Here is a 23,727-nt window from a genome sequence, read left to right as displayed (position 1 = left end):
CACCCGGATCGCATCTCACGATGCGATCCGACCTCTCCCCGACGGGGAGAGGTAAGGCACCTCCGACGTGGCGCCAACTCGACCTGATCTCATCATGCTCCAACGCGCGGATGGAGGTTCGTGCCTAGGTCCGTATTAGCGAAGCGTAACCCGCCCTTCGGGGCCGCCGCAAAGGGACGAAGCAATATCCTCCATTCGCTCGAACATCATGTCAGGCCCGAGCGCCCGCAGCTTGGCGGGCGCTGCATAGCCCCACGACACGGCGCCACATGCGATGCCGACGGCGCGCGCGGCTTCGATGTCGCGGGTTTCATCGCCGATCGAAATCACCTGTGACGGCGCTAGATCGGCGCGCTTGAGGACGCGGCTGAATTTAGCGGCCTTGCCAAAGATCGACGCGCCGCAATCGAACGAGGAGAACAGCGCGGCTGTTTCGCCAAGCAGCCGGCGGGCATTGGCCTCATGGTCCGAACTGACCAGGGCGAGTTGCATGCCGCCGTCCTTGAGTGTCCGCAGCATGGTCTCGGTGCCTGGAAACAGCGTGATGTCGGCCAGGTGCTCCGCCTTCAGGCGCCGCATGTGCCGGGCGATCACGGGTATCTTCCACATCGGCACTTCAAGCCGCGCGACGATCTCACGCGAGCCGGCATGCCGCAGCTCTTCGACGTCCTCATCCGCGACGCGGCGGAAACCGAAGCGGTCGGCAACATCGTTTACGTTGCGCAGGAACCAGGGAAAGCTGTCTGCAAGCGTGCCGTCGAGGTCAAAGATGACAAGGGAGTAGGGCATTCGGCGGGAGAAGAGATAGCACGCGCCGAGACAATTGCGAAATTAACAAATGGAAAAGCAGTGGCAAAGCTGCGATCGGCATTGGCTGTTGCCGCATGCCGCCAGATGGCAGTTGCACTAATGTCGCTCGGCTTCGGCCTCCTGCTCGAGCTGCAGGATATGAGCCCGCAGCGCATCGAACCTTGCTTCCGTGGCGTCGCTGAACAGCGGGTCCTCTTGGCTTAGCAGCTCGATGATCATTGCGGTGATCCACAAGGGGTGAACCATCGCAGAAAAGTAGACGCTCAAATCATCGTGGCACTGCGTTAGATCAAGGTCGGAACCGATTTGCACCGGAACGCGTCCGAAGAGTCGGAAAACCCTCACTCCGCTGCTTCGCTCGCGCTGCTCTTGCGTGGCTTACTGTTAGCCTTCTTCAGCACCGGCGCCAGGAATTTGCCGGTGTAGCTGCGCGGCGCTTTGGCGATGTCCTCCGGCGGACCCCAGGCGACGATTTCGCCGCCGCCGTCGCCGCCTTCGGGGCCGAGGTCGATCACCCAGTCGGCGGTCTTGATGACTTCGAGGTTGTGCTCGATGACAACGACCGTGTTGCCCTGGGCGACTAGCTCGTGCAGCACCTCCAGCAGTTTTGCCACATCGTGGAAGTGCAGGCCGGTGGTCGGCTCGTCCAGGATGTAGAGCGTGCGGCCGGTGGCGCGCTTTGATAGCTCCTTTGCCAGCTTGACGCGCTGGGCTTCACCGCCGGACAGCGTGGTCGCCTGCTGACCGACGTGGATGTAGTCGAGGCCGACGCGGTGCAGGGTCTGGAAGGTTTCGCGGACGCGCGGCACCGCCTTGAAGAAATCGGCGGCTTCTTCCACGGTCATGTCGAGCACGTCGGCGATCGACTTGCCCTTGAACAGAACCTCCAGCGTCTCGCGGTTGTAGCGCTTGCCCTTGCAGACGTCGCAGGTGACGTAGACGTCCGGCAGGAAGTGCATCTCGATCTTGATGACACCGTCGCCCTGGCAGGCCTCGCAGCGGCCGCCCTTGACGTTGAAGGAGAAGCGGCCGGGCTCGTAGCCGCGCGCCTTGGCTTCGGGCAGGCCGGCGAACCATTCGCGGATCGGCGTGAAGGCGCCGGTATATGTCGCGGGGTTCGAGCGCGGGGTGCGGCCGATCGGCGACTGGTCGATGTCGATGATCTTGTCGATATGCTCCAAGCCCTCGATGCGGTCGTGCGGCGCGGCGGCTTCGCTGGCATTGTTGAGCTTGCGCGCGATCGCCTTGTAGAGCGTGTCGATCAGGAGCGTCGACTTGCCGCCGCCAGAGACGCCGGTGATGCAGGTGAACAGCCCCAGCGGAATCTCCGCCGTGACGTTCTTCAGGTTGTTGCCGCGGGCGTTGACGACCTTGATGGTGCGGCGATGGTTTGGCGGCCGCCGGTCGGAGATCGGCACCGAAAGCTCGCCGGTGAGATATTTGCCGGTCAGCGATTTCGGATTGCGCATGATCTCGGCGGGCGTTCCCTGGGCGACGATGTGGCCGCCATGCATGCCGGCGCCCGGGCCGATGTCGAGGACGTAGTCGGCGAGGCGAATGGCGTCCTCGTCATGTTCGACCACGACCACGGTGTTGCCGAGGTCGCGCAGCCGCTTCAGCGTATCCAGGAGCCGCGCATTGTCGCGTTGGTGCAGGCCGATCGAGGGCTCGTCCAGCACATAGAGCACGCCTGTCAGCCCCGAGCCAATCTGGGACGCGAGTCGGATGCGCTGGCTTTCGCCGCCGGACAATGTGCCGGAGGAGCGGGACAGCGTGAGATAATTGAGGCCGACGTCGAGCAGGAACGTCAGTCGCTCGCGGATCTCCTTCAGGACGCGCGCGGCGATCTCGTTCTGCTGCGTGTTCAGCGCTTCCGGCACGGTCTCGAACCACTCGCCGGCGCGCTTCACCGAGAGGTCAGCGATCTCACCGATGTGCTTGCCGCCGATCTTGACGCACAGCGCTTCCGGCTTGAGGCGATAGCCGTTGCAGGCGGCGCAAGGAATGTCGGTGAAATATTTCGCCAGCTCCTCGCGCGCCCACTCGCTCTCGGTCTCGCGGTAGCGGCGGTTGATGTTGGTGATCACGCCCTCGAACGGCTTCTTGGTGTCGTAGGAGCGGACGCCGTCCTCATAGGAGAACTTGATCTCGTCGTCGCCGGAGCCGTGCAGGATGGCGTTCTGCGTCTTCTTCGCCAGGTCCTTCCACTTGGTGTCGAGCGTGAACTTGTAGTGCTTGCCGAGCGCGGTCAGCGTCTGCAGGTAATAAGGCGAGGAGGACTTGGCCCACGGCGCGATCGCGCCCTTGCGCAGGGACAGATCCTTGTCGGGAATGACGAGGTCCTCGTCGACATGCTGCTCGATGCCGAGGCCGCCGCAGGCGGGGCAGGCGCCATAGGGATTGTTGAACGAGAACAGCCGCGGCTCGATCTCGGGGATGGTGAAGCCGGAGACCGGGCAGGCGAACTTTTCCGAGAACAGGATGCGTTCCGGTCCGCTCTTGTCGTGGATCTTTGCGGTCTTCTTCTTTTCTTCCGCGGGAGCTGCCTCCGGGGCGTCGGCGAATTCGATCACCGCAAGGCCCTCGGCAAGCTTGAGCGCGGTCTCAAAGCTCTCCGCGAGACGCTGGCCGATGTCGGGGCGCACCACGATGCGGTCGACCACGACGTCGATGTCGTGCGGAAACTTCTTGTCGAGGCTCGGCGCTTCGGCGAGTTCATGGAAGGTGCCGTCGATCTTGACGCGCTGAAAACCCTTCTTGAGATATTCGGCGAGCTCTTTCCGGTACTCGCCCTTGCGGCCGCGCACGACCGGCGCCAGCAGATAGAGGCGAGTGCCCTCGGGCAAGGCGAGCACGCGATCGACCATCTGCGAGACGGTCTGGCTCTCGATCGGCAATCCCGTGGCCGGCGAATAGGGCACGCCGACGCTGGCCCAGAGCAGGCGCATGTAGTCGTAGATCTCGGTGACAGTGCCGACGGTGGAGCGCGGGTTCTTCGAGGTGGTCTTCTGCTCGATGGAGATGGCGGGCGAGAGGCCGTCGATCTGGTCGACATCAGGCTTCTGCATCATCTCCAGGAACTGGCGGGCATAGGCCGACAGCGATTCGACATAGCGCCGCTGGCCCTCGGCATAGATGGTGTCGAAGGCAAGCGAGGACTTGCCGGAGCCGGACAGGCCGGTGAAGACGACGAGCTTGTCGCGGGGAATCTCGACGTCGATGTTCTTGAGATTGTGCTCCCGCGCGCCGCGGATCGTGATGGCACGCGTTGAGGAGCCGGCGGTCGGTTGGCGCTTCGCCCTGAGCACTTCATCCATATCGGCATTTCCAGGCGCTTGTAAGCGCGCCACGTTATGGGCGCGCGTCGTCGGAAATCCCTACCACGGCGCCGATGGGGTGATGCCGGAACATAGGAAGAACGGGCGACGATTTCCAGTGCTCAGCGCGAATCATCAACGATTTGTTTCTGATCGCATTTCCTGCGTGCAGCTTTGGCAGTAGCTGGCAGCAAGAGGGCTCGCGCAAGCGGAGCTTCGCAGATGAGCGGCTCGGAACTAACGACACGCAAACAAAAAGGCCGGCACAAGGCCGGCCTTTTCTTAAGATTGATATCCGATCGCGAGATCAGTACCGCCCGATGATCGGAGCGCCGCCGAGGCCGAACTTGTAGTTCACGCGGACGGTGACGAGGTCGATGTCCTGCTTGATATTCTCGGTGGCGAAGAGGCTGCCGGCCGGGCCGGCGAAGCCATTGTTGATGAAATCGTAGGAGCGATTGCCCAGGAAGATGTGATTGTACTCGGCGCCGACCGACCAGTTCGGCGCAAAGCCGTACTCGATGCCAGCGCCAACCGAGGCTCCCCAGCGGGTGTCGTTGATGTCGTTGGTGATCGGGAAACCGGTGAAGGCGTCACGCACGCGGTAGCGATCGGCGACCACGGCCGCGCCGCCCTTGACGTAGAACAGCACATTGTTGGCAGCATAGCCGATCTGGCCGGTGATCAGGCCGAAGGCGTCGACCCTGGTCTCGTTGGTGTCGATGCCCGTCAGCAGGCTGATGTTGCTGCCCTTGAAGTCGGCCCAGTTGCCCTGGCCTTCGACGCCGAACACCCAGGTGCCCGTCTGCCAGCGATAGCCGATCTGACCACCAGCAGTGCCGCCGTCGGCGTTATGGGAGCCGTCACTGAAACCAAGGACGTCCCAGCGGTTGCGGCTCGTTCCCCAGCCGCCGTTGCCGCCGATATAGAACCCGGTCCAGTCGTAGACGACGGCGACGGGCGCCGGCGGAGCCTTGACATAAGGGCGCGCGGCAAGATCGGCAGCCGAGGCGGGCGCAGCCAGCGCAACCAAGGCAACCGTTCCAAGCAAAAACTTCTTCATCGTAGCTCTCCAGCCTTTGTTCGCTTCAATTTGGTCCCGAAGCGTTACGGTATTAAAGACGCGAGCGCCGCGCCGTCGTTTTAGGCATATACTCCGATTCAACCGGAAATACCGTCGCCGAAACGCAACACTTCGTGGCGAAGTACCGGCAACATAAGTTAATGATTTTCTTGACGTTTTATGGAACCCGAGGGTCGATTTCGGGTTCCATCCTGGCTGCACCAAATTTGGGCCACAATGTCACCACGATTACGTCAAGTTGCATGGAACAAAACTGGAACAATGGCGCGGCTGGTGCTATATGTGGATAACCGCGCAATGGACGGGGAATGGCTGCGCCCGACGGTGTCGGCGAGCGTATAGGGTCCGTCAGCAATGTAAGATGTGGTTAGCGAAGACTGAATGTGGCCGCCGTCTAACCGGCCGGCCCAGTGATTGAGTGGAGAGCGGCGATGGCGGGAAGCGTAAATAAGGTCATTCTGGTGGGCAATCTCGGCAAGGACCCGGAAATCCGGCGGACCCAGGACGGCCGTCCGATCGCCAATCTGAGCGTCGCGACCTCCGAGACCTGGCGCGACCGGGCCACCGGCGAGCGCAAGGAAAAGACCGAGTGGCACCGTGTCGTCATCTTCAATGAAGGGCTCGCCAAGGTCGCCGAGCAATATCTGAAGAAGGGCGCCAAGGTTTACGTCGAGGGCCAACTCCAGACCCGGAAATGGACCGATCAGAGCGGGGTCGAGAAATATTCGACCGAAGTGGTGCTGCAGGGCTTCAACTCCAACCTCACGATGCTGGACGGCAGGGGCGGCGGTGGCGGCAGCTTCTCCGACGACATGGGCGGCGGTGGCGGCGATTTCGGCGTCAGCGGCCCCTCGAGTTCCGCGCCACGCCGCGCCGCGCCGGCCGGCGCCCGCAACAACAACGACATGGACGACGATATCCCGTTCTAGGACTCAGGTTCACATATTTTGTAAACTACGGCGGGATTTTCGATAACCCTCAAAGGGTTACTGGAAGTCCCGCCGTTTTATTTTGTAAAGATTCCTGCGCGCAGGAGCTCAGGATTGGCGGTTTGTAAAGTTTCACCGAAAATCACCCGCAAAATCAATTTGTTGCTCTTTACAAAATCCGCATTGATATCAATTGGGTTTGGTTGTTCGAGGAAAGCTGTGGAAACAGCGGGAATAACATTCCTACGCTTTTCAGTAAGGCAAGCTCAGAAGCCCAATTGAAATCGCGGGTTTTCGCAAATTGCATTCTCAGACTCCTGCGTTTCTCGGTTTGTAAAGATTCAATCAAAATCCGACGGCGGATCATCTAGTTAGCCGACGTCGGGCGCCTTTGTTTTTGCAATTAGGGAAATCGGGAGTGCCCATGAGATTCTAGGGCCACGTGATTAGTGGCCTGAGTACATCTCGCATGTGGCAAGAAATTCCACCTTTTCGAACCAAGACCATCCGCCTGCAGGAAGGTGATCTGTTCACCTTCACCGTGGATTCGCAGGAACTCCCCGGTCGATTGGCCGAACCTCTACTGTGTGGTGCATCTGCGCCCGACGTCCATGTCGCTCCGGACCATGGAAACGCACATGGAGGCGGTCTGCAGGCTCCACAATTGGGCAGCGGCGCGCGAGATCGACTTGCGACAACGCATTGAGAGCTTCGACCTCTTCAGCCGTGACGAGATCGCTGCCCTCCGGTTCGAACTGCGGGCTAATCTTCAGTATCGGGCGCGGCAGGCGCAGGGCCTGCGACCGAAGGGAAAGTCGGTCGTCTGTAGCTCAGTTTGGAAGGCGCGATGCCGAGCTGTTCGGGACTACGTCAAATTCCATGCTGAGGATGCTCTCAGTCGGATGTCGAGCCGTGACAGCCGCCTTGCTGAGGCACGGCTCCGACTTGGCGACTTTAAAATTGCCGTTGTCGGTCAGATCAAAATCCATAGACGCGCCACCCGTGAAGGGTTGAGCGAAAGCGTACGCGATGTCTTTCTCCGGGCGATTACACCTGGCGATCCGAGCAACCCCTTTGCGCCCTGGCATCAGGAGCGCAACTATGCGCTCTGGTTGCTCTACTACGATGGCGGGCTACGCAAGTCCGAGGCGCTTGTTCTGAAGGGTCAAGATCTACAACTCCACGGCGATAAGCCGATGCTCATCGTCCATCGCCGGCCAGATGATCGACAAGACAACCGGAAACGGCCGCCAAGGACCAAAACGCTCGCTCATCCCGTGCCGCTCACGCCGCGGCTGTCGCGCGCACTCTACAACTACATAATTGGCTCCCGCAGGAAGACCCCGGGTGCGAAGAAATCCCCGTACGTCTTTTTCTCCCAGGAAAACAAGCCGCTCTCTGTCTCTACGGTTACCTACATGTGCGGACAACTGCGCGAGAAGGTGCCAGGTATCCCCGCGGACTTCGTCACCCACGTTCTCCGCCACACCTGGAATGACCGATTTGGCGATGGTGCTGAAGAACTCGCCCTACCGGAAGGCCTCGAGCAGCATGCTCGCAATCAGAGTCAGGGCTGGACGCGAACGTCGGAACAGGGGACCCATTATCAGCGCGGGCGCATTCGGAAGACGGTTCAGAAGGTCATTCTGAAAATGCAGGATACGAGCACGGGTGAGGTCTCGAAATGACGATCGAGCAAATGCGGTCGGCCACGCCCGAGCAAACATTTCCCAGTCAGGGCACGATCTACGATAGGGCCGGCATCCCGGTTGATGCGACTGGCTGGGTCTGGAAGCTAAATCATCCCGGTAGCGGGAAGCAGTTACTCAACTTTCGTCGGCTTCAGATCGCCTCACACGAGCTTCTGACCAGCGTTGTACTATTTCTCGCGGAACGTATCCAGGTTGTTTCGCCTGATGACGTGCGCAACACTTTTGCGGCGCTCGCTTATTTGCGTCGATCCGAACATTTCCGATCGTGTGCCGCTAATGGCGCAGTCGTCGACGAGCGCCTGATTGGTGATCTCAGGCAAGTGCCACGGTTTCCACGTTGGCGGCTACACTACATTCGGAATTGGTACCGATGGTGCGCGCGACAGCGGCTTCCGCAATTTTCAGCCGAAGTTGCTGCGACCTTCGATGATCTCGTTTTCGGAACGAACGAGCGGGGACGTGCCGTCCGCACGCGGGACCCGCTTCAAGGTGCATTCGATGACCTCGAGTTTGTGGCACTTACGACCGCTCTGCGAGCTTCCGCGTCTTCGTCAGCGCTTGATCTGCGAGAGCGCACCTTGGTCTGGTTGGCTATCGGACTTGGCTGCAATCCGCTCGCATATTCGCTGCTTCGGGAAGAGGATTACAAGCCGATCGTCGAGCATGGCACCGGTCGCATTCATCACATGCTGTATGTGCCGCGGGTCAAGAAGGGGAGCGAAGAATTTCGCGCCGAGTTCCATCCAGAGATCTTGAACGACGAGATCGGGGCTTTGGTCGCCGCGCTCATTGCTCAAAATCGCTCCGAGCGGGAGGTTGGGGAATGGTCCGAGCACCATGCGTACCCCTTGTTCGTTCGATCTCGCCCACGGACTGACCTGTCGACGGAGCTTCGCGAGTACGCGATGCACATCCCGTCGCCGGAGATCAGCGATTTAATGGAGACGGCGGTCGGCAAGCTCGGTGTAAAATCCCATCGAACGGGTGACTATCTCAAGGCGTCTCCCAGACGATTCCGTCGGACGTTTGCGACCCGGGCGGTGGAAGAAGGGATTTTCCCAGTCGCACTGGCGATGGCACTGGACCATTCCGACCTCCAAACGGTTCAGGTCTACTATGAAAGTCGCTTGAGCAGCCAGGTCCAGCGACTGGACGTCGCCATAGCACTGAAGCTTGCTCCGCTGGCCGATGCCTTCATGGGCCGGGTGGTCGACGACGAGAGCGAAGCCATCAATGGTGGCAACCCGTCGAAGCGGATCCCGTGGCATCGCCGGCGCGCCGGCGAGGCGCCAGAGAGAAACGGCAATCTCGGGACGTGTGGGGCTGGTGCGTGCGGGCTCTATGCACCCATCTCCTGTTACACCTGCGAGAAGTTCCAGCCCTGGAAAAACGGTCCCCACCGTGAGGTCCTCGATTGGCTTTGTGCCGAGCGGGACCGGATGGAAAAGGACGGCCGCGACGCCCAGATCGTCAAGCTCAACGACAGCACCATTCTTGCCGTCGCAGAGGTCGTCCAGATTTGCGAGGAGCCAACAGCTTGACGCATTCAATCTCCAATGCTCCACGGACGCAAACCGATCCGTCCAGCGGTCGCCGCCGGGAAACAGGTGCTACGATCCTTGGCCTTCCATCACGCATCGAGATGGATTGTCGAGCGAACATGGTTGCGTTGGTCCAGCGCGCGCGGTCCCTGCAGGTGTTCGGACCCAGCGTAGATTTTGACGCACCGGTTTGGGACATCTCGGCCAGCAAGAAACTGAGGCCTACCGTCGCGCCGGTCCGAAAGCTCTACTTCACGACGCGCGGGCGAGGGCGGGCCAACCAGGACGGCCGGGAAGAAATGGCACGCGGATTTGCGGACCTCATCCGCGCAATCATCGTCATGCGCGAATTTGCGCAGCCGACCGGCTCGCATGCCAAGATCATCGATGCCAGCAGGGCGCTATATGACGCCTGCGACAACCAGGGCCATGACCCCGCCGAGTTGACGTCCCAGGATTTTGAGGGGGCAGCACAGCTTCTCCGCCGGCAGGTGAAGCAGACCACGGCCTATAGTGTGACCAATGCGCTTGTCGAGATCGCAGACTTCCTGAACAAGCACACGCTGACCAAGGTCATCATTGCGTTCCGCAATCCGCTGCCACGCGATGAACTCGGATCCCGGATCGATGACCAGACCAAAACCCGACGGACCGAGAGGATGCCGTCCGAGGATCTGGTGGATGCAATCATCGCGATGTCGTCCGCGGTGACGGCGGATGCGGATATCGTGCGGGCTCGTATCGTCGATCTGCTCTTTTGCGCGCCTTGGCGCATCAATGAGGTGCTCAATCTCGGCGTTGATTGTGTTCGGACGGAAAAGGCGACCAACCGCGGCGAGCCGGTTCTCGATGCCGCCGGCGAGCCGCTCGTGAACTTCGGCCTGGCATACGGCGGATCCAAGGGATTTCCGGACTCCATCAAGCCGGTGCCGTCTGCCATGGTCGAAGTTGCAAAAAAAGCGATTGCGGACATCGTCCGCATCACTCAGCCAACTCGTGACGTCGCAAAGTGGATGGCCGCTCATCCCGGGCGCGCCTGGCTGCCGGAGCCTTGGCGCCTGGCCGATCCAGACACCGAAGTCTTGACCCGTGACCTCGTCCCGCTGTTAGGCGTGTCGGCGCCCGCGGCCGGCATTCTGACGTTGAGCAATTGGAAGGTGAAGCCGATCGATCGACGTCAAATTCCAGGCCAGTCCGGCGTTCCGGCGAGCATCTATCGGCTGGGCGACATTGAAACGGCGATCCTCGCCTTGCAGCCCAAGCTGCCCAGCAACTCGCCATGGCCGCTCGAGGAATACCTGTTCCTGGTGCCGATGCACTTCTTCCACCCGAAGCGGGTCGGATTTCAGTCGATCGTGAGCTTTGTCACCGATCGGAACATGCGGACGTTCCTGGGCGGGGCGAGCAACATCAAATCGATCTTCGAGCGCCTCGATCTCCATGACGAGCACGGAGATCGCTACAATCTGCGGTCCCACGCCGTTCGGCACTACCTCAACACGATGGCCCAGGAAGGCGGCGCCTCACAGCTGGACATCGCACGCTGGTCCGGTCGAAAGAGCCTCCACCAGAACTCCGTCTACGAGCACATGAGCGGGATGGCGCTCGCGGAGAAGGTTCGTGAGGTCCTCAAGACCAACGCCGTGACGGGGTCCGTAGTAGAGACCGCCAAACGCCTGCCGCCGGCGGAACGGGAGGAGTTCCTGAAGGCGCGGTTCGCCACTGCTCACACGACCGACATCGGAATGTGCTTCTTGGACTGGACGATCGCACCTTGTCACAAGCACGGCGCCTGCGCCGACTGCGGCGACCACCTGGTCATCAAGGGGGATGCAAAACAGAAGGCCAGGGCCGAGCTGATGCTGAGCGAGCAAAAAGCCATGCTCGCCGACGCCGAGAAGGAAACCAGCGAGGAAACCTACGGCGCTTCGAACTTTGTCGAGCACAATCGCAAGGTGGTAACCGGGCTCGAGAAGATGCTTGAGATCCACAACGATCCGGCCATCCCGGACGGGACGTTGGTGCATCCGACTGATCAGCCGGCGGCTCTAAAATAGTGCGTTAAGTGACCTTTGATGGTGCGGCGCTCGGTTTGTCGTCGAGCCCGGAGCGGAGGCAGGCTACGAATTTCGGTAGACCACATCCTGTCGCGAGCAGGGTCAAATAGTCCTCCCACGTCGAGTTGGACTTCGTGAGGTTTGCCGCCGCTTCGCGCGTTGCGGCCTCCATCACTTCCGGCTTTGACGTGGCCAACTCCGTTAGAAAATCGTCAGGTGACTGCACCTGCACCCCAAGCGCCTTCAGCGCTTCGATATCAAAGTGTTTCAGGTTGTTCGTCACCAGGACGCAGGGGCCAACTGCCGCGGCCGCCGATGCGACATGACGGTCCTTCACATCCGTCGTCCCAATGACTCGGTCCGGATCGAACCCAGTTACGATCGCGTCCGGAAAGCCCTTCCTTATGAGCGGGAGGGTATGGGCCTCAATGCGCACTCGCGTGCGCGGCTCCATATTGTGCAGCCATTCCTCTTCGATCTGCCCGCTCCACTTGACCTCGAACAAGTCGTTCTGGGCCAGTTGGAGCAGCAGATTACGCAGGTGGTTCGAATACAGGACGTTCGCGTCAAGAAGAGCTTTTACCGGGCTTTGCATAATTCGCTTCGAGATCCTCGGTGTCGGCCGAAAGGGCCGCCGCGAACGCACGTCGCTCGTCCTCGGCCTTCTTCAGTGCCACGACATCGTCTACACGGACCCGGCGATGTGTCCCGACTGCGCGGAACGGCAGCTTGCCCGTATCCATGCGCTGGTAGACGAGAGGCCGCGATATGCCGAGAATCTCAGCGGCGCTTTCCGGTGAGATCTCCTGGTCAGGCGACAGGAGCAGCGCTTCACCGGAGTCGGCCAACGTCTTCAGAAGACTTTTCAGCACGAGCATCAGGGTCGGCGGCATTTCCACCGTCACCTTCTTGCCGTTTGCGCTCGTGAGAAACAGCCCGGCGTGCTCAAGCAAAGCCGCGCGCTCAAGGAAGTTTGCTCCTTTGCGGGCTTCCTCGCGCTCGATCGCCTCGACTTTCAATCGCGTCATTGCTTCGGCCACGGCAGGCCTCCATCTGCAAGATTTGCCATAACTGTAATATGTGTAAATCGTCTCCACAAGTCCAGCCCATCCACGAGGACTGAAACGTGAATTATGCCCGGTATTGCGCAATTTCTACCAATATGCTATAAGGTCGATAATTTGGTGGAAGTGCCGGGCTATGGATATCGAGCTCCTTGAGTTGGATCGTGCCGAGCTTCGCCACATCGAGGACGCCAGGGAGTTTTGGCAGGTCTGGACGCGGGTAACCGCGCGCCGTGACGAACTTGCCGGCGCCATGAGCTGGAAGGCCGTAAAGGGCCGGGAATACCTCACTCGCTACCACTACGACGAAGACACCGGCCTGAAGCGGATGACATCCCTCGGGCCGCGCAATGAAGCGACGGAGGCAAAGAAAGCTGCCTTCGATGCTGATCGTGCCAAGGTGGATTTGGCCATGTCTAAGCTCAAGGATCGCCTGGTATCTTTGGCCAGGGTCGGTAAAGCGCTCCGGATGGGCCGTCTCGACGTGGCGGCCGCGGCTACCTTGCGTGAGTTCTCTCGCGCCGGGTTGCTCGGCGGAAAGCTCGTCGTATGCGGCAGCTCAGCCATCCAGATGTACGAATTGGCCGCTGGCGTATTCATTCCGCAGGTCTTGCTGCCAGAGGGCGATCTCGACCTGATGGCGTCCGCAGACCTTCTTGAAGACATGGAGTACCTACAGACTATCGCTCGCCGCGCCGACCGCTCTTTTCGATTGACGGGCGGCGGGTCTCGACTGGTCAACGACGACGGCTTTCGGATCGAGTTTATTGGAGCCGAGGAGTTGCGGACACGCGTGCTGGCTCTCGATCTGTCGTTGGATCAGCGCCAGTCGCTCATCGACGTCCTCCAGCTTCCCCCGGTGAGCGGAATTGCAATCGCCCGTGACGGTGTGCCGGCGCCCATGAGCGCCATCGATCCGAGAGCGTTCACGCTCATGAAGTTCTCGCGCGCCGAATACGACCTCGATCGTGTCTCGAGCGCCGCCTCAATCGATGCCGACCAGGCCGTTGCGATCGGTAAGTTGGTCCTGCGCCACTGGCGACATCCATTTGATCCCAACTGGCTCGAATCGTTCCCCACGTTGTCCAAGCGGTTGGAAAGTGAAGACCCAAGCAGCGAAGGCTTCATGCCTCGCATGTAGGGAGTTCGCTCGTGCTGAATCCTACGTCGCAAGACCCCTTCGAGACTCGGGCAGAATCAGCTTATCCATTCAATCCTCTTGCGAAGGACTTGATGGCAAAGCGAATCCTTGAAGGCTTGGGCAAGCAGCCCGGCGCCGGCAGAGCGCCCCGGACCGTCGCCCGGCGCGGCGCTCGCGGTCGGCGTGTGCATATCAGCAAGGCTGATGAACAGACTATCCGCACCGTCATCGAGGAATGGCCTGCCGGCAAAGCAATGCGCTGGGAAGACGTCGTCAAGGCAGTTGGAAATCGCTGGACACGCCAGGGATTGGCCTCGCACGACAAGATCAAGCTGGCCTTCCAGCATAGGAAGGAAGAGCTGAGGAGCATCAAACTCGGGAAGAAGCGCAGGCGCCGGCAGGTCAGCGCGGACTACCAGGCCATGGCAAAATACGTCCAGGGCGTTGATGAAGTCCTCGAAAACTTGCAGAAGCGGGTCGAACTGCTCGAGGAACGCTTCGCTCGATGGCGGCACAATGCCTATCTGCACAGGATGTCCGTGGAGCAGCTTGATGCGCCCCTTCAGGAGAATGATCGGGGCCGTAGCGACCGATAGGGGCGTCCGATGCCACTGCCGAAGTCTGGAAGCGAGATCGGCACGGAGAATGTAGAGCGCCTGCGGCGCTACCTGGCTGATCTCGAGAAAGAGGGCCGCAAACTCCCCGAGCGTGGGGGCGGGGTGAACGTCTCCGCGATCGCGCTGGCCTGTGGGTTTGATCGCCAGGTCCTTTACAAGAACCCGGCTGCGAAACGCCTCCTGGATGGCGCTGTCCGGCGGCTCGGCCTGGCGGAGTCCGGGGGCGATGACAAGCCAATCGTGCGATCCGATCGGCGTGACCAGCGCATTCTCACCCTCGAGCAGCAGAATGCGGCCTTGCGCGCCGAAAACGCCGGCCTTCGCGAAAAGCTGCGGCGCCTCGAGCAAGTCGAGGAAATCATGGTCGAGACCGGGCGTCGCGTGTCTCGATGAAGTCCCGTCCCTTGGAGAGACCGAAGTCTGACCGTCCCTCGGAGCCGACCTGCGTTCAGCAGCACCGCCGCGGCGCAGCGGAAGGCAAGAGGCTACACGGGCCCGCGAAGCGGGCGTGGCGCGGGCCGCCTCTTGCCGGAGCGAGCACGGCGGTATGCTGTGGCGCAGTCGGTTCTCACGGGCATGACTAAGCCAGCCGTCAGAACGAGCCCTGTTGCCGCGCCCGCCGGCGCGACCATCGTACGGCACCTTGCAGAGGATCCGGCTTTCGAAGGCATCGGATACGCCACGGCCGCGAAATTGTGGAAGGCGTTCGGTCAGGGACTGTATTCGGTCCTCGGCAACGGCGACGTCAGGCGCCTGACACCGGTGCTCGGCGCCGAGCGCGCGGAGGCGCTCGCACAGGCCTGGAAGGAAAAGCTCGCTGAAGGCGACGTCGTGGTGTGGCTTGACGAGCACGGGTTTGAGGCTCGGCTCGCCAAAAAGATCGTCCGGCTGTGGGGCGAGAGTGCCGCGGCAAAGCTCCGGGCGTCACCGTACATCATGATGGCGCTCGCCGACTGGTCTGTCGTTGACGCAGCGGGTCGCCTGATGGGGGTCAGCGCAGATTCCCCGCAACGGCTCGTGGCGGCGGTCGAGGCCGCTCTCTACGCCCGCCTGGAGCGACACCACACCTGGACGGCGCGCACCGAGCTCGTCCAAGACGTCCGCCGGCGACTGAAATGCACCACCGGTGAGGCGGTGCGAGCGGTCGAACTGGCCGCCGCGGATCGGGCCGCGATCGCTGTCGACGATGGCTTCCAGGCCGCCGGTGCGCACATGATGGAGCGTTACGTCGCCGACCGGATCCGCGCGATGCTCGAGCCGCCGGCCGTGGGCGACCTGATCGCCCGCGACGTTTCAACAGATGAACTGGACGCCTGGCTCGATCGGTCTGGTCATGACCTTGGCGTCCCGCTCGATGCCGAGCAGCGGGAGGCGGTTCGGATCGCTGTTCAGGAACGATGTGGCATCGTGCGCGGTGGCGCCGGCGTCGGGAAGACTACCGTTTTGAGGGCGGTTGCGCGCGCCGCCGCGGCGTTTGGCCGGTCCGTGCACATGATGGCTCTGGCGGGCCGGGCTGCGGTCAGGATACGCGAGGCCACCGGTCGGCCAGCCACCACGATCGCCGCCTTCCTGAAGGCCGTAGAGGCCAGTTCCGTGGCCCTGGGGCCGGAATCGCTGGTTGTGGTTGACGAAGCCTCCATGCTCGACCTTCCGACCGCTTATCGGGTTCTGCGGCGCCTTCCAGACGGATGCCGACTGCTGCTGGTCGGCGACCCAGGCCAGCTCCCCCCAATCGGTTTCGGGCTGGTGCTCCATGCGCTGATTGACCGACGAGAGATTCCGGCGGTGGAGCTGACCAAGGTCTATCGCCAAACCGAGGCGACCGGCATACCGGTCGTCGCCCGGGCGATCCGATCGGGACAATTGCCGTCTCTGCCCGCGATCGCTGGACAATCACGCCACGGGGTTGCACTTGTCCATATCGAGAAGGCTGCCACCGAGGACATCGTCGACATTGTCGCCGGCCTCGGCGGCTTTGCCGAGGACCTCCGGATCCTATGTGCGGTCAAGGCCGGTCCCGTCGGCACCGAAGCCCTCAACAGGCGCTTTCACGACATCTTCGCCGTGGGCAAGCCCCGGCATCCGACCAGACATTTTGCGGAAGGCGAGCCTGTGATGTTCCTCCGGAACGATTACCGGCTGGATCTCCGCAACGGCAGCCTCGGCCGCGTCGTCGGCATCGACGGAGCGGCTCTTCAAGTCGATTTCGACGGGGTTACCCACGAGCTGGGCGGCCGTGCGCTCGAGGACCTCACGCTCGCGTACGCCATCACAGTCCACAAAGCCCAAGGGTCCAGCTTCCGGCGTGTGGTCATTCCGATTCAGGCCTCCCGACTGCTTGACCGGTCGCTGGTCTACACCGCGATTACGCGAGCCACGGATCTCGCCTTTCTGGCTGGCAATCGCGAGATGCTCCGAGACTGTCTCGAACGCAGTGCGCACGCCGAACGGCGGGAAACCGCGCTTTGCCGGCTATTTGACCCGGCATGACCGAATCGCAGTATTGTCCATCGTTCTGAGCCGGCTGAAACTCAGGCCAACTTGACGGTTCGAATCCTTGTCAGCCCAGATTTGATTGTGGACTCAATGCGCTAACACACACAGTTGACGGACGTGCCTGCACTCTTCCGTTCTGATCGAGCGGTACGCTGCCGGAAAGATCGCGCGAGGATGAAAATCTCCCTCGCGCGATACAGCTTGCGTCGAACTTATCCTCTTCAATGACTGCAGGATATCAGCGTCAAGCGATTGATATGACTTGATGTGCCGCGGCCGGGTTGCTTGTGGCTCCGGTTGATGTGAACTGTGAGGAAATCGATCTAACCGACAGGGCGGGACGATGCGGGCGCCGCCAGCGGCCCGCGGGCGGTCTCCTGAGCTCGGAGGGCGCCCTTGCCGCACCCCGCTAGGGTGTTCCCGCGGCGCGCCGGTCGACCCCGTAAGTCTATGAAAAAACGAAGGGAAAAACCGGTCGCCGAGGCCGTTCCGGGGTGGTGGTCGGGCCCCCGATACGCTATATGATTCTGCAGTAGAACCGACCCGGATTCCCCCTTTGTCAGAACCTGAAGACGACAAGCCCGGCGAGCCGTCGGGGCCCTCCGACATTCGTCCCGTTTCCATCCTCGACGAGATGAAGAAGTCCTACCTCGACTACGCCATGAGCGTGATCGTGGCGCGGGCGCTCCCCGATGCGCGTGACGGGCTCAAGCCGGTCCACCGCCGCATCCTGTATTCGATGTACGACCAGGGGCACACGCCGGACAAGAAGTACGTCAAGTCCGCGCGCGTGGTCGGCGACGTCATCGGTAAGTATCATCCGCACGGCGACCAGTCGATTTACGACGCCATGGTACGCATGGCGCAGGATTTCTCGATGCGCGTGCCGCTCATCGACGGCCAGGGCAATTTCGGTTCGGTCGACGGTGATCCGCCGGCAGCCTATCGATACACCGAAGCACGCCTGACGCGGGCGGCAGAGGCTGTGCTGGCGGACATCGAGAAGGACACGGTCGACTTCCAGCCCAACTACGACAACAGCGAGCAAGAGCCGTCGGTATTGCCGACGCGGTTTCCGAACCTTCTGGTCAATGGCGCGGGCGGCATCGCCGTCGGTATGGCCACCAACATCCCGCCGCACAATCTCGGCGAGGTCGTCGACGCCTGTGTGGCGCTGATCGACAACCCGGCGCTCACCATCGACGACCTCATCAACATCATTCCGGGGCCGGATTTCCCCACCGGCGGCATCATCCTCGGTCGAGCGGGCATCCGGGCGTCCTATCATCTCGGCCGCGGCTCGATCGTGATGCGCGGCAAGGTCACGATCGATACCCTGCGAAAGGATCGCGAGGCGATCATCATCACGGAGATCCCGTACCAGGTTAACAAGGCGAACATGGTCGAGCGGATCGGCGAGCTGATCCGCGAGAAGAAGATCGAAGGGATTTCCGACCTGCGCGACGAATCCGACCGCGAAGGCTTCCGCGTCGTGATCGAACTGAAGCGCGAGGCGATGCCGGACGTCGTGCTGAATCAGCTCTACCGCTTCACGCCGCTGCAGACCAACTTCCCGGCCAACATCCTGGCACTCGATTCCGGCCGCCCGCAGCAGATGAACCTGAAGGACCTGCTGACGATCTTCGTCGCCTTCCGCGAACAGGTGGTGACCCGGCGCACCAAATACCTGCTCGGCAAGGCGCGCGATCGCGCGCACCTCCAGGTGGGCCTGGCCATCGCGGTTGCCAATATCGACGAGGTCATCCGCGTGATTCGTTCGTCGCCGAATCCGGCGGCCGCGCGCGAAACCCTGATGTCGCGCGATTGGCCGGCGCGGGACGTCGAAGACATGATCACGCTGATCGACGATCCGCGTCACCGTATCAATCCGGACGGCACTATCCGCCTTTCGCTGGAGCAGGCGAGGGAAATCCTCGACCTCCGGCTGCAGCGCCTGACCGCGCTCGGCCGCGACGAGATCGGCGAGGAGCTCACCAAGCTCGCCGCCGAGATCTCCGACTATCTCGACATCCTGCGCTCGCGCGCCCGGGTGCAGGCGATCGTCAAGACCGAGCTCGCCGAGGTGAAGGCCGAGTTCGCCACCCCGCGCAGAACTGTTATCGTCGAGCAGGAAGGCGAGGTCGAGGACGAGGATCTGATCCAGCGCGAAGACATGGTCGTGACCGTGTCGCACGCCGGTTATGTCAAGCGCGTGCCGCTGTCGACCTATCGCGCCCAGCGCCGCGGCGGTAAGGGCCGGGCCGGCATGCAGACCCGCGACGAGGATTTCGTCAGCCGCGTGTTCGTGGCCTCGACCCATACGCCGGTCCTGTTCTTCTCCTCGCGCGGCCAGGTCTACAAGGAAAAGGTGTGGCGATTGCCGATGGCCGCGCCGAATGCGCGCGGCAAGGCGCTGATCAACATCCTGCCGCTGGAGCAGGGCGAGCGCATCACCACCATCATGCCGCTGCCGGAGGATGAATCCTCCTGGAAGAATCTCGACGTGATGTTCGCCACCACCGGCGGCAACGTCCGTCGCAACAAGCTGTCCGACTTCGTCGACGTCCGCCGTTCCGGCATCATCGCCATGAAGCTGGAGGAGGGCGAGGCGATCGTCGACGTGCAGATCTGCACCGAGCATGACGACGTGCTGCTGACCGCCGCCGGCGGCCAGTGCATCCGTTTCCCCGTCACCGATGTGCGCGTCTTCACCGGCCGCACCTCGATGGGCGTGCGCGGCATTTCCCTCGCCGAAGGCGACAAGCTGATCTCGCTCGCGATCCTGCGCCATGTCGAGACGACCTCGGACGAGCGCTCGGCCTACTTGAAGATGCGCCGCGCGGTCGCAGGCGAAGCGACCACCGAGGAGCCGGTCGAGACCGAGGCCGAGGAGGCCACAGGCGCGATCCAGCTCTCGCAGGAGCGCTATGTCGATATGTCGGCGCAGGAGCAGGTGGTGCTGACCGTGTCCGAAAACGGCTACGGCAAGCGGACCTCGTCCTACGAGTACCGCACCACAGGCCGCGGCGGCAAAGGCATCGTCGCCATGAGCGTCAACAGCCGCAACGGCAAGCTGGTGGCCTCGTTCCCGGTGGAGGAGGCCGACCAGATCATGCTGGTGACCGACAAGGGTCAGCTCATCCGCTGCCCCGTCGGCGACATCCGCATCGCCGGCCGCTCGACCCAGGGCGTCATCGTGTTCGACACCGCCGACGACGAGCATGTCGTCTCGGTCGAGCATATCGGCGACGACAGCGAGAATGGCGAGAACGGCAACGGCGGCTAATTTAGGAGGAGCGAATCGCATCCTCTCCAACGTCGCGATTCACGCAGCGGAGGGGAAACGCATCAGCCGGGTCCCGACTAGACGCCACATCCGAGACGGGCTCGTAGGAACCGTCCAGGCCTGTCCAAACCGAACCGCAAGCTCGCAGATCACACCGTCATCCAGGAGGTGCCCACCAGCGCTTACGAGAGCCTGTTCGCTTGAGCGAAGAATGTTCACTATACAAATCAAAGAATGCGAAGCCCGCAAAAGCACATCATCCAAGTGCGTCAGATAGCCGAGCAACTGGCGATATTGCGCGAGCGTACGCGAGGACGGGCAAAGGAACGGAGATGACGTGAACGGCAACGGACTGGCTTTTTTGCTGACGGAAAGTAGGTTGGGTGGAGGTTGATGACGGCAGACAATTCTACAGCAATTAACTGTACCACTGTAAGAAGGGGCTTATGCGTCGCGTGGCAAAGCGAGGCAACCCGGACACCTTAAAAGCGTCCCCATCCTCTTTGGGAAGGTATATTGGCGCGCGCACTCTGATGAGTTCTGAGGGCCGAGCATGGCGGGACGTCTTTGTTGAGGTCTTTACACAGGATCACGTTCAGCATCCGATCCTGGTCCCCGCGATAAGCGAGCCAGTCCTCTCGTGGACCGTATCTGGCGATGCAATAGTCGAAGAGCGCGAGTTAGATGGTGAATGGATTGCGCATTCGATCCACGCGGGTGACTTCTATCTGACGCATTCCAACACCCCCTATGAAATTCGCTGGCAGGCAGACCACAGTAAGCCGTTTCACGCAATGCATCTTTATCTGTCGATCTCATTGCTGGAGCGGGTTGCCGAGGTGGTGCTCGGCAAGACAAACGTTAGGGTGACCCTACGTGACGTATCAGGAGGCCGAGACGAGACAATCTCACAGCTTCTTGATCTCATTTATCGTGAACTGGCGTCAAAGGCCGCCGCGAGCCCCATGTATGTCGAAGGGCTCCTGCAGAGCCTTGCCATTCATCTTGTCCGTAACTATGCGAGCGACGGTTCGCATGTCCGCATGCGTAACGCCTTACCCGGATTCAAGCTTCGTCACGCCATCGCCTTCATGGCAAGTCGCCTTGAACAACCGTTTGATCTGGGCGCGCTCGCAAAAGAGACCGCCATGAGTAAGTTTCACTTCAGCAGACTATTCAAGAAAGCAACCGGCCTTACGCCGTCTCAGTACTTCATTAGGCAACGGATTCAGAGAGCGCAGCAGCTGTTGCGTGAGACAGATCTCAACGTCACCGAGATCGGTCTGTCCGTCGGATACTCCAATCCAAGCCATTTCTCCCAGGTCTTTCGTCGTGCAGTTGGTGTGTCGCCCGGCGACTACAGGCTCGCCTGAAACAGACGTACAATTGAAACGCAATATCGCGATAGGGTTCGCAAAAGTCCGACTGATTTCAGGGCTCGGGGTATTCATATCATCTTGCATAGGCGGCCTCGCGTTGCGGAACTGTTCGTCCTTCCGACTTCGCAGGCTTAAGGAACTAAAAGGAGGAGCCATGTCCATTCAATCTGGCGGCATTCCCGTAGACGCATCGCGGCGGGACTTTATCGGAGCCACTTCGTCGCTCGTGGTTGGTGCGGCCGTAGCAGGCATTTCAGCCGCAAGGGCGGATGAACGCCCCGCGATCGCACCCCCGCATGTTGGCCCCGTTAAACTGCTGCAACTTGCGCATCCTCGTGCCGGCGTCAGCATGCAGGAGTTCGACGACCATTGGCGGCACCCGCATGCCACGCTTGTCCGTGACATGCGAGGGAATAGAAAATACATCCAGCATCATCGGCTCGCGAGCTCGGTCTTCAAAGACTCTGATTCGACTTACCTGGCCATCGCAGAAGTCTGGCACGACAGTCTTCCAGCCGCGGACCTCAGCTTAGACCCCCAATTCGTGAAGTTTGTGCGTCCGGACGAACCAAATTTCGTGGACCAGTCCAAACACATCATCACACTGACGTCTGAGGACGTTGTACAGGCAAGCAGGGGCACGATTGCGCCGGACGCTCCCTTCGCTGATCTCTATTGGTCGGACAAGGATGCCAATGTCTACGTTACGCTGACGCAGTTCATTCGTGAACGATCCGTCGATTGGACCCGAGATCAATCACTGGAGCTATCCCGTCGGCTCGGTACGTTTCGGCAAGTGATCAATCGTAGTGTCATGCCACACTCCGAGATGGCTGTTATCCGGCAATTCATCTGGCCAACTCAGTTTATATTCGAGGCCGCTGTATCCGCCGATCGAGACGCCTTTGAAGATCTCAGATCAGTGCCTTCGTCGTTTCTTTATCTGGCCCGTTCGGAGCGAGTGTTCTAGGAAAAGCGCATCGCACCCTCTCCAACGTAGCGATTCGCGCACGTGAGATGGGGGACTCTACCCGAGTGACAGTGGGGACCGGCCAACACGGTCCTCCGTGGTTGGATGTCGATGACGCGAAGAAAGCTGCGAGGCGGCGAGCGGGTTAAGGGGGCGGCAGAGCGTTATCGCTTTTCCTTGTTGCTTCGCCTTGGTAATCTGCGCCTAGGCGGCCTTCGCTAAAGTCGCTACGGTTGCGCTGCGGAGCTATCTGGCGCGCGATGAGGTCCACACTCATTCGAGCGCAGCTTTTGATCGTTCAGGCTTGATACAATGTCGCCACAGCAGGAGCGAACTTCTCGAAATAAATGTTTGCAGGCGGTGAGCCACAGTTCGCTGCGTGCTGTCGAGCGCTTTCGACCATTTCGGGCGGTCCACACAAGTAAACGTCAACATCACCATGATTCAGCGCTTCAGCGCTCAGATGGTCTGTAACGCGCCCGGATAGCTGATGTTGGCTTGCAGGATTCGAGCAGGTCGTGACATAGCTGAGGTTTGGAAGGAGCGCTCGAAGCGCCTCGATCCGCTCGAGCTCGACAAGATCAGCGGGGTCGCGCACGCCGTAAATGAGTCGCACTGGCTGATCGCAGTTTCCCGTCCTGGCAAGGTATTCAAGCATTGACAAGAATGGTCCAACGCCGGTCCCAGCAGCGATGAACAACATTGGCCGTGTGGGTACGCGAAGATAGAAATTGCCAAACGGGCCGTCGAGAACGAGCCGTTCTCCTCGTTTGGCCTTTGCTTTAAGATACACGCTCATCCTGCCGTTCGGCAGATTGCGGATCAGAAACGTTGCCACGTCGCTACCCGGCGCGGAGGTGAATGAATACGGCCGACTTATCCCTTCATCCGGAGTGGTAATGTTGACGTACTGTCCCGGCAAGAACATCGGGAGCTCGCCCTCGAGCGATTTGACCGAAAGCCTAATGCGATGGTCCGATAAAGGCTCGAGATTGACGACTTCGCAAATGGTCCTCTTGGGTTTCACTTTGCAGGCGTCGGACGAAGCCAAGATGTCGATTACCATGTCGCTCCTGGCCTTAGTCTGGCAACAGAGGATATAACCTTCGCTTGCCTCTGCGTCGCTCAACACATCCTTGGACGGCGATCCCAGATCACACTGTCCGGATTGCCGGAAGGCCTTACAGGTGCCGCAAACGCCGTTGGTACAGTCGAGCGGCACATTGACGCTCTGCCGATAAGCCGCGTCGGCGATGCTCTCATTTTCGCCTGCATCGATGAACCTTGTGATTCCGTTTTCGAAGTTAAGAGCTATCCTGGGCAT

The 23,727-nt window shown here is 60.9% G+C and carries 18 protein-coding genes; 11 read left to right on the top strand and 7 right to left on the bottom strand.

Features of this window, described 5'->3' with window-relative positions; genetic code table 11:
* Window positions 1-135 precede the first annotated feature (135 nt).
* From ACZXDY_RS28645 to ACZXDY_RS28630, 4 genes are all read right to left on the bottom strand, one after another.
* Complete coding sequence (locus ACZXDY_RS28645) at window positions 136-789, bottom strand: HAD-IA family hydrolase (protein WP_464347797.1); 654 nt, start codon at window positions 787-789, stop codon at window positions 136-138.
* Window positions 790-906: 117 nt separating this feature from the next.
* On the bottom strand, window positions 907-1,029 hold the full coding sequence (locus tag ACZXDY_RS28640) for a hypothetical protein (protein WP_464347796.1): 123 nt from the start codon (window positions 1,027-1,029) through the stop codon (window positions 907-909).
* 122 nt (window positions 1,030-1,151) lie between these two features.
* Window positions 1,152-4,127, bottom strand: coding sequence for an excinuclease ABC subunit UvrA (uvrA, locus tag ACZXDY_RS28635; protein WP_464347795.1), 2,976 nt, complete (start codon window positions 4,125-4,127; stop codon window positions 1,152-1,154).
* A 307-nt stretch (window positions 4,128-4,434) separates the two neighbouring features.
* The gene (locus ACZXDY_RS28630; protein ID WP_464347794.1) at window positions 4,435-5,190 is read right to left on the bottom strand and encodes an outer membrane protein; all 756 of its coding nucleotides are present in this window, start codon (window positions 5,188-5,190) and stop codon (window positions 4,435-4,437) included.
* Window positions 5,191-5,642: 452 nt separating this feature from the next.
* Between ACZXDY_RS28630 and ACZXDY_RS28625 the strand changes: the two genes are divergently transcribed.
* The 4 genes from ACZXDY_RS28625 to ACZXDY_RS28610 all read left to right on the top strand — a co-directional run bounded on the left by ACZXDY_RS28625 (window position 5,643) and on the right by ACZXDY_RS28610 (window position 11,450).
* Window positions 5,643-6,140, top strand: coding sequence for a single-stranded DNA-binding protein (locus ACZXDY_RS28625; RefSeq protein WP_464347793.1), 498 nt, complete (start codon window positions 5,643-5,645; stop codon window positions 6,138-6,140).
* A 638-nt stretch (window positions 6,141-6,778) separates the two neighbouring features.
* Entirely contained in the window at window positions 6,779-7,828 is a 1,050-nt protein-coding gene (locus ACZXDY_RS28620; protein WP_464347792.1) for a tyrosine-type recombinase/integrase, read from the top strand.
* Window positions 7,825-9,393 (top strand): hypothetical protein, encoded by a 1,569-nt coding sequence (locus ACZXDY_RS28615; protein ID WP_464347791.1) that lies wholly within the window; start codon window positions 7,825-7,827, stop codon window positions 9,391-9,393. Before ACZXDY_RS28620 ends, ACZXDY_RS28615 begins: the two co-directional genes overlap by 4 nt.
* 119 nt (window positions 9,394-9,512) lie before the next feature.
* The gene (locus ACZXDY_RS28610; RefSeq protein WP_464347790.1) at window positions 9,513-11,450 is read left to right on the top strand and encodes a hypothetical protein; all 1,938 of its coding nucleotides are present in this window, start codon (window positions 9,513-9,515) and stop codon (window positions 11,448-11,450) included.
* A 4-nt stretch (window positions 11,451-11,454) separates the two neighbouring features.
* Here ACZXDY_RS28610 and ACZXDY_RS28605 read toward each other — a convergent pair whose 3' ends face one another.
* Window positions 11,455-12,045 carry a hypothetical protein gene (locus ACZXDY_RS28605; protein WP_464347789.1) on the bottom strand — a complete coding sequence of 197 codons (591 nt, stop codon included), beginning with the start codon at window positions 12,043-12,045 and terminating at the stop codon, window positions 11,455-11,457.
* Window positions 12,017-12,490: a helix-turn-helix domain-containing protein gene (locus tag ACZXDY_RS28600; RefSeq protein ID WP_464347788.1), complete on the bottom strand. Its 474-nt coding sequence runs from the start codon at window positions 12,488-12,490 to the stop codon at window positions 12,017-12,019. Before ACZXDY_RS28600 ends, ACZXDY_RS28605 begins: the two co-directional genes overlap by 29 nt.
* A gap of 160 nt (window positions 12,491-12,650) precedes the next feature.
* Between ACZXDY_RS28600 and ACZXDY_RS28595 the strand changes: the two genes are divergently transcribed.
* From ACZXDY_RS28595 to ACZXDY_RS28565, 7 genes are all read left to right on the top strand, one after another.
* On the top strand, window positions 12,651-13,655 hold the full coding sequence (locus ACZXDY_RS28595; RefSeq protein WP_464347787.1) for a GSU2403 family nucleotidyltransferase fold protein: 1,005 nt from the start codon (window positions 12,651-12,653) through the stop codon (window positions 13,653-13,655).
* A gap of 92 nt (window positions 13,656-13,747) precedes the next feature.
* A complete protein-coding gene (locus ACZXDY_RS28590) occupies window positions 13,748-14,251 on the top strand; it encodes a hypothetical protein (RefSeq protein ID WP_464347786.1) in 504 nt (167 codons plus the stop codon).
* Window positions 14,252-14,260: 9 nt separating this feature from the next.
* On the top strand, window positions 14,261-14,665 hold the full coding sequence (locus tag ACZXDY_RS28585; RefSeq protein ID WP_464347785.1) for a DUF6262 family protein: 405 nt from the start codon (window positions 14,261-14,263) through the stop codon (window positions 14,663-14,665).
* A 183-nt stretch (window positions 14,666-14,848) separates the two neighbouring features.
* Complete coding sequence (locus tag ACZXDY_RS28580) at window positions 14,849-16,762, top strand: AAA family ATPase (protein ID WP_464347784.1); 1,914 nt, start codon at window positions 14,849-14,851, stop codon at window positions 16,760-16,762.
* Between the two features lie 562 nt (window positions 16,763-17,324).
* Complete coding sequence (gene gyrA, locus ACZXDY_RS28575; protein ID WP_464347783.1) at window positions 17,325-20,054, top strand: DNA gyrase subunit A; 2,730 nt, start codon at window positions 17,325-17,327, stop codon at window positions 20,052-20,054.
* A 446-nt stretch (window positions 20,055-20,500) separates the two neighbouring features.
* On the top strand, window positions 20,501-21,427 hold the full coding sequence (locus ACZXDY_RS28570) for a helix-turn-helix domain-containing protein (RefSeq protein ID WP_464347782.1): 927 nt from the start codon (window positions 20,501-20,503) through the stop codon (window positions 21,425-21,427).
* A gap of 160 nt (window positions 21,428-21,587) precedes the next feature.
* The gene (locus tag ACZXDY_RS28565; RefSeq protein ID WP_464347781.1) at window positions 21,588-22,403 is read left to right on the top strand and encodes an EthD domain-containing protein; all 816 of its coding nucleotides are present in this window, start codon (window positions 21,588-21,590) and stop codon (window positions 22,401-22,403) included.
* 298 nt (window positions 22,404-22,701) lie between these two features.
* On the opposite strand, the gene ACZXDY_RS28560 is transcribed toward ACZXDY_RS28565, so the two are convergent.
* Entirely contained in the window at window positions 22,702-23,727 is a 1,026-nt protein-coding gene (locus tag ACZXDY_RS28560; protein WP_464347780.1) for a 2Fe-2S iron-sulfur cluster-binding protein, read from the bottom strand.

The organism is Bradyrhizobium sp. LeoB3 (assembly GCF_055456055.1).
The sequence above is the reverse complement of the archived record's forward strand: the minus strand, read 5'-3'. Positions and strand labels throughout refer to the sequence as shown.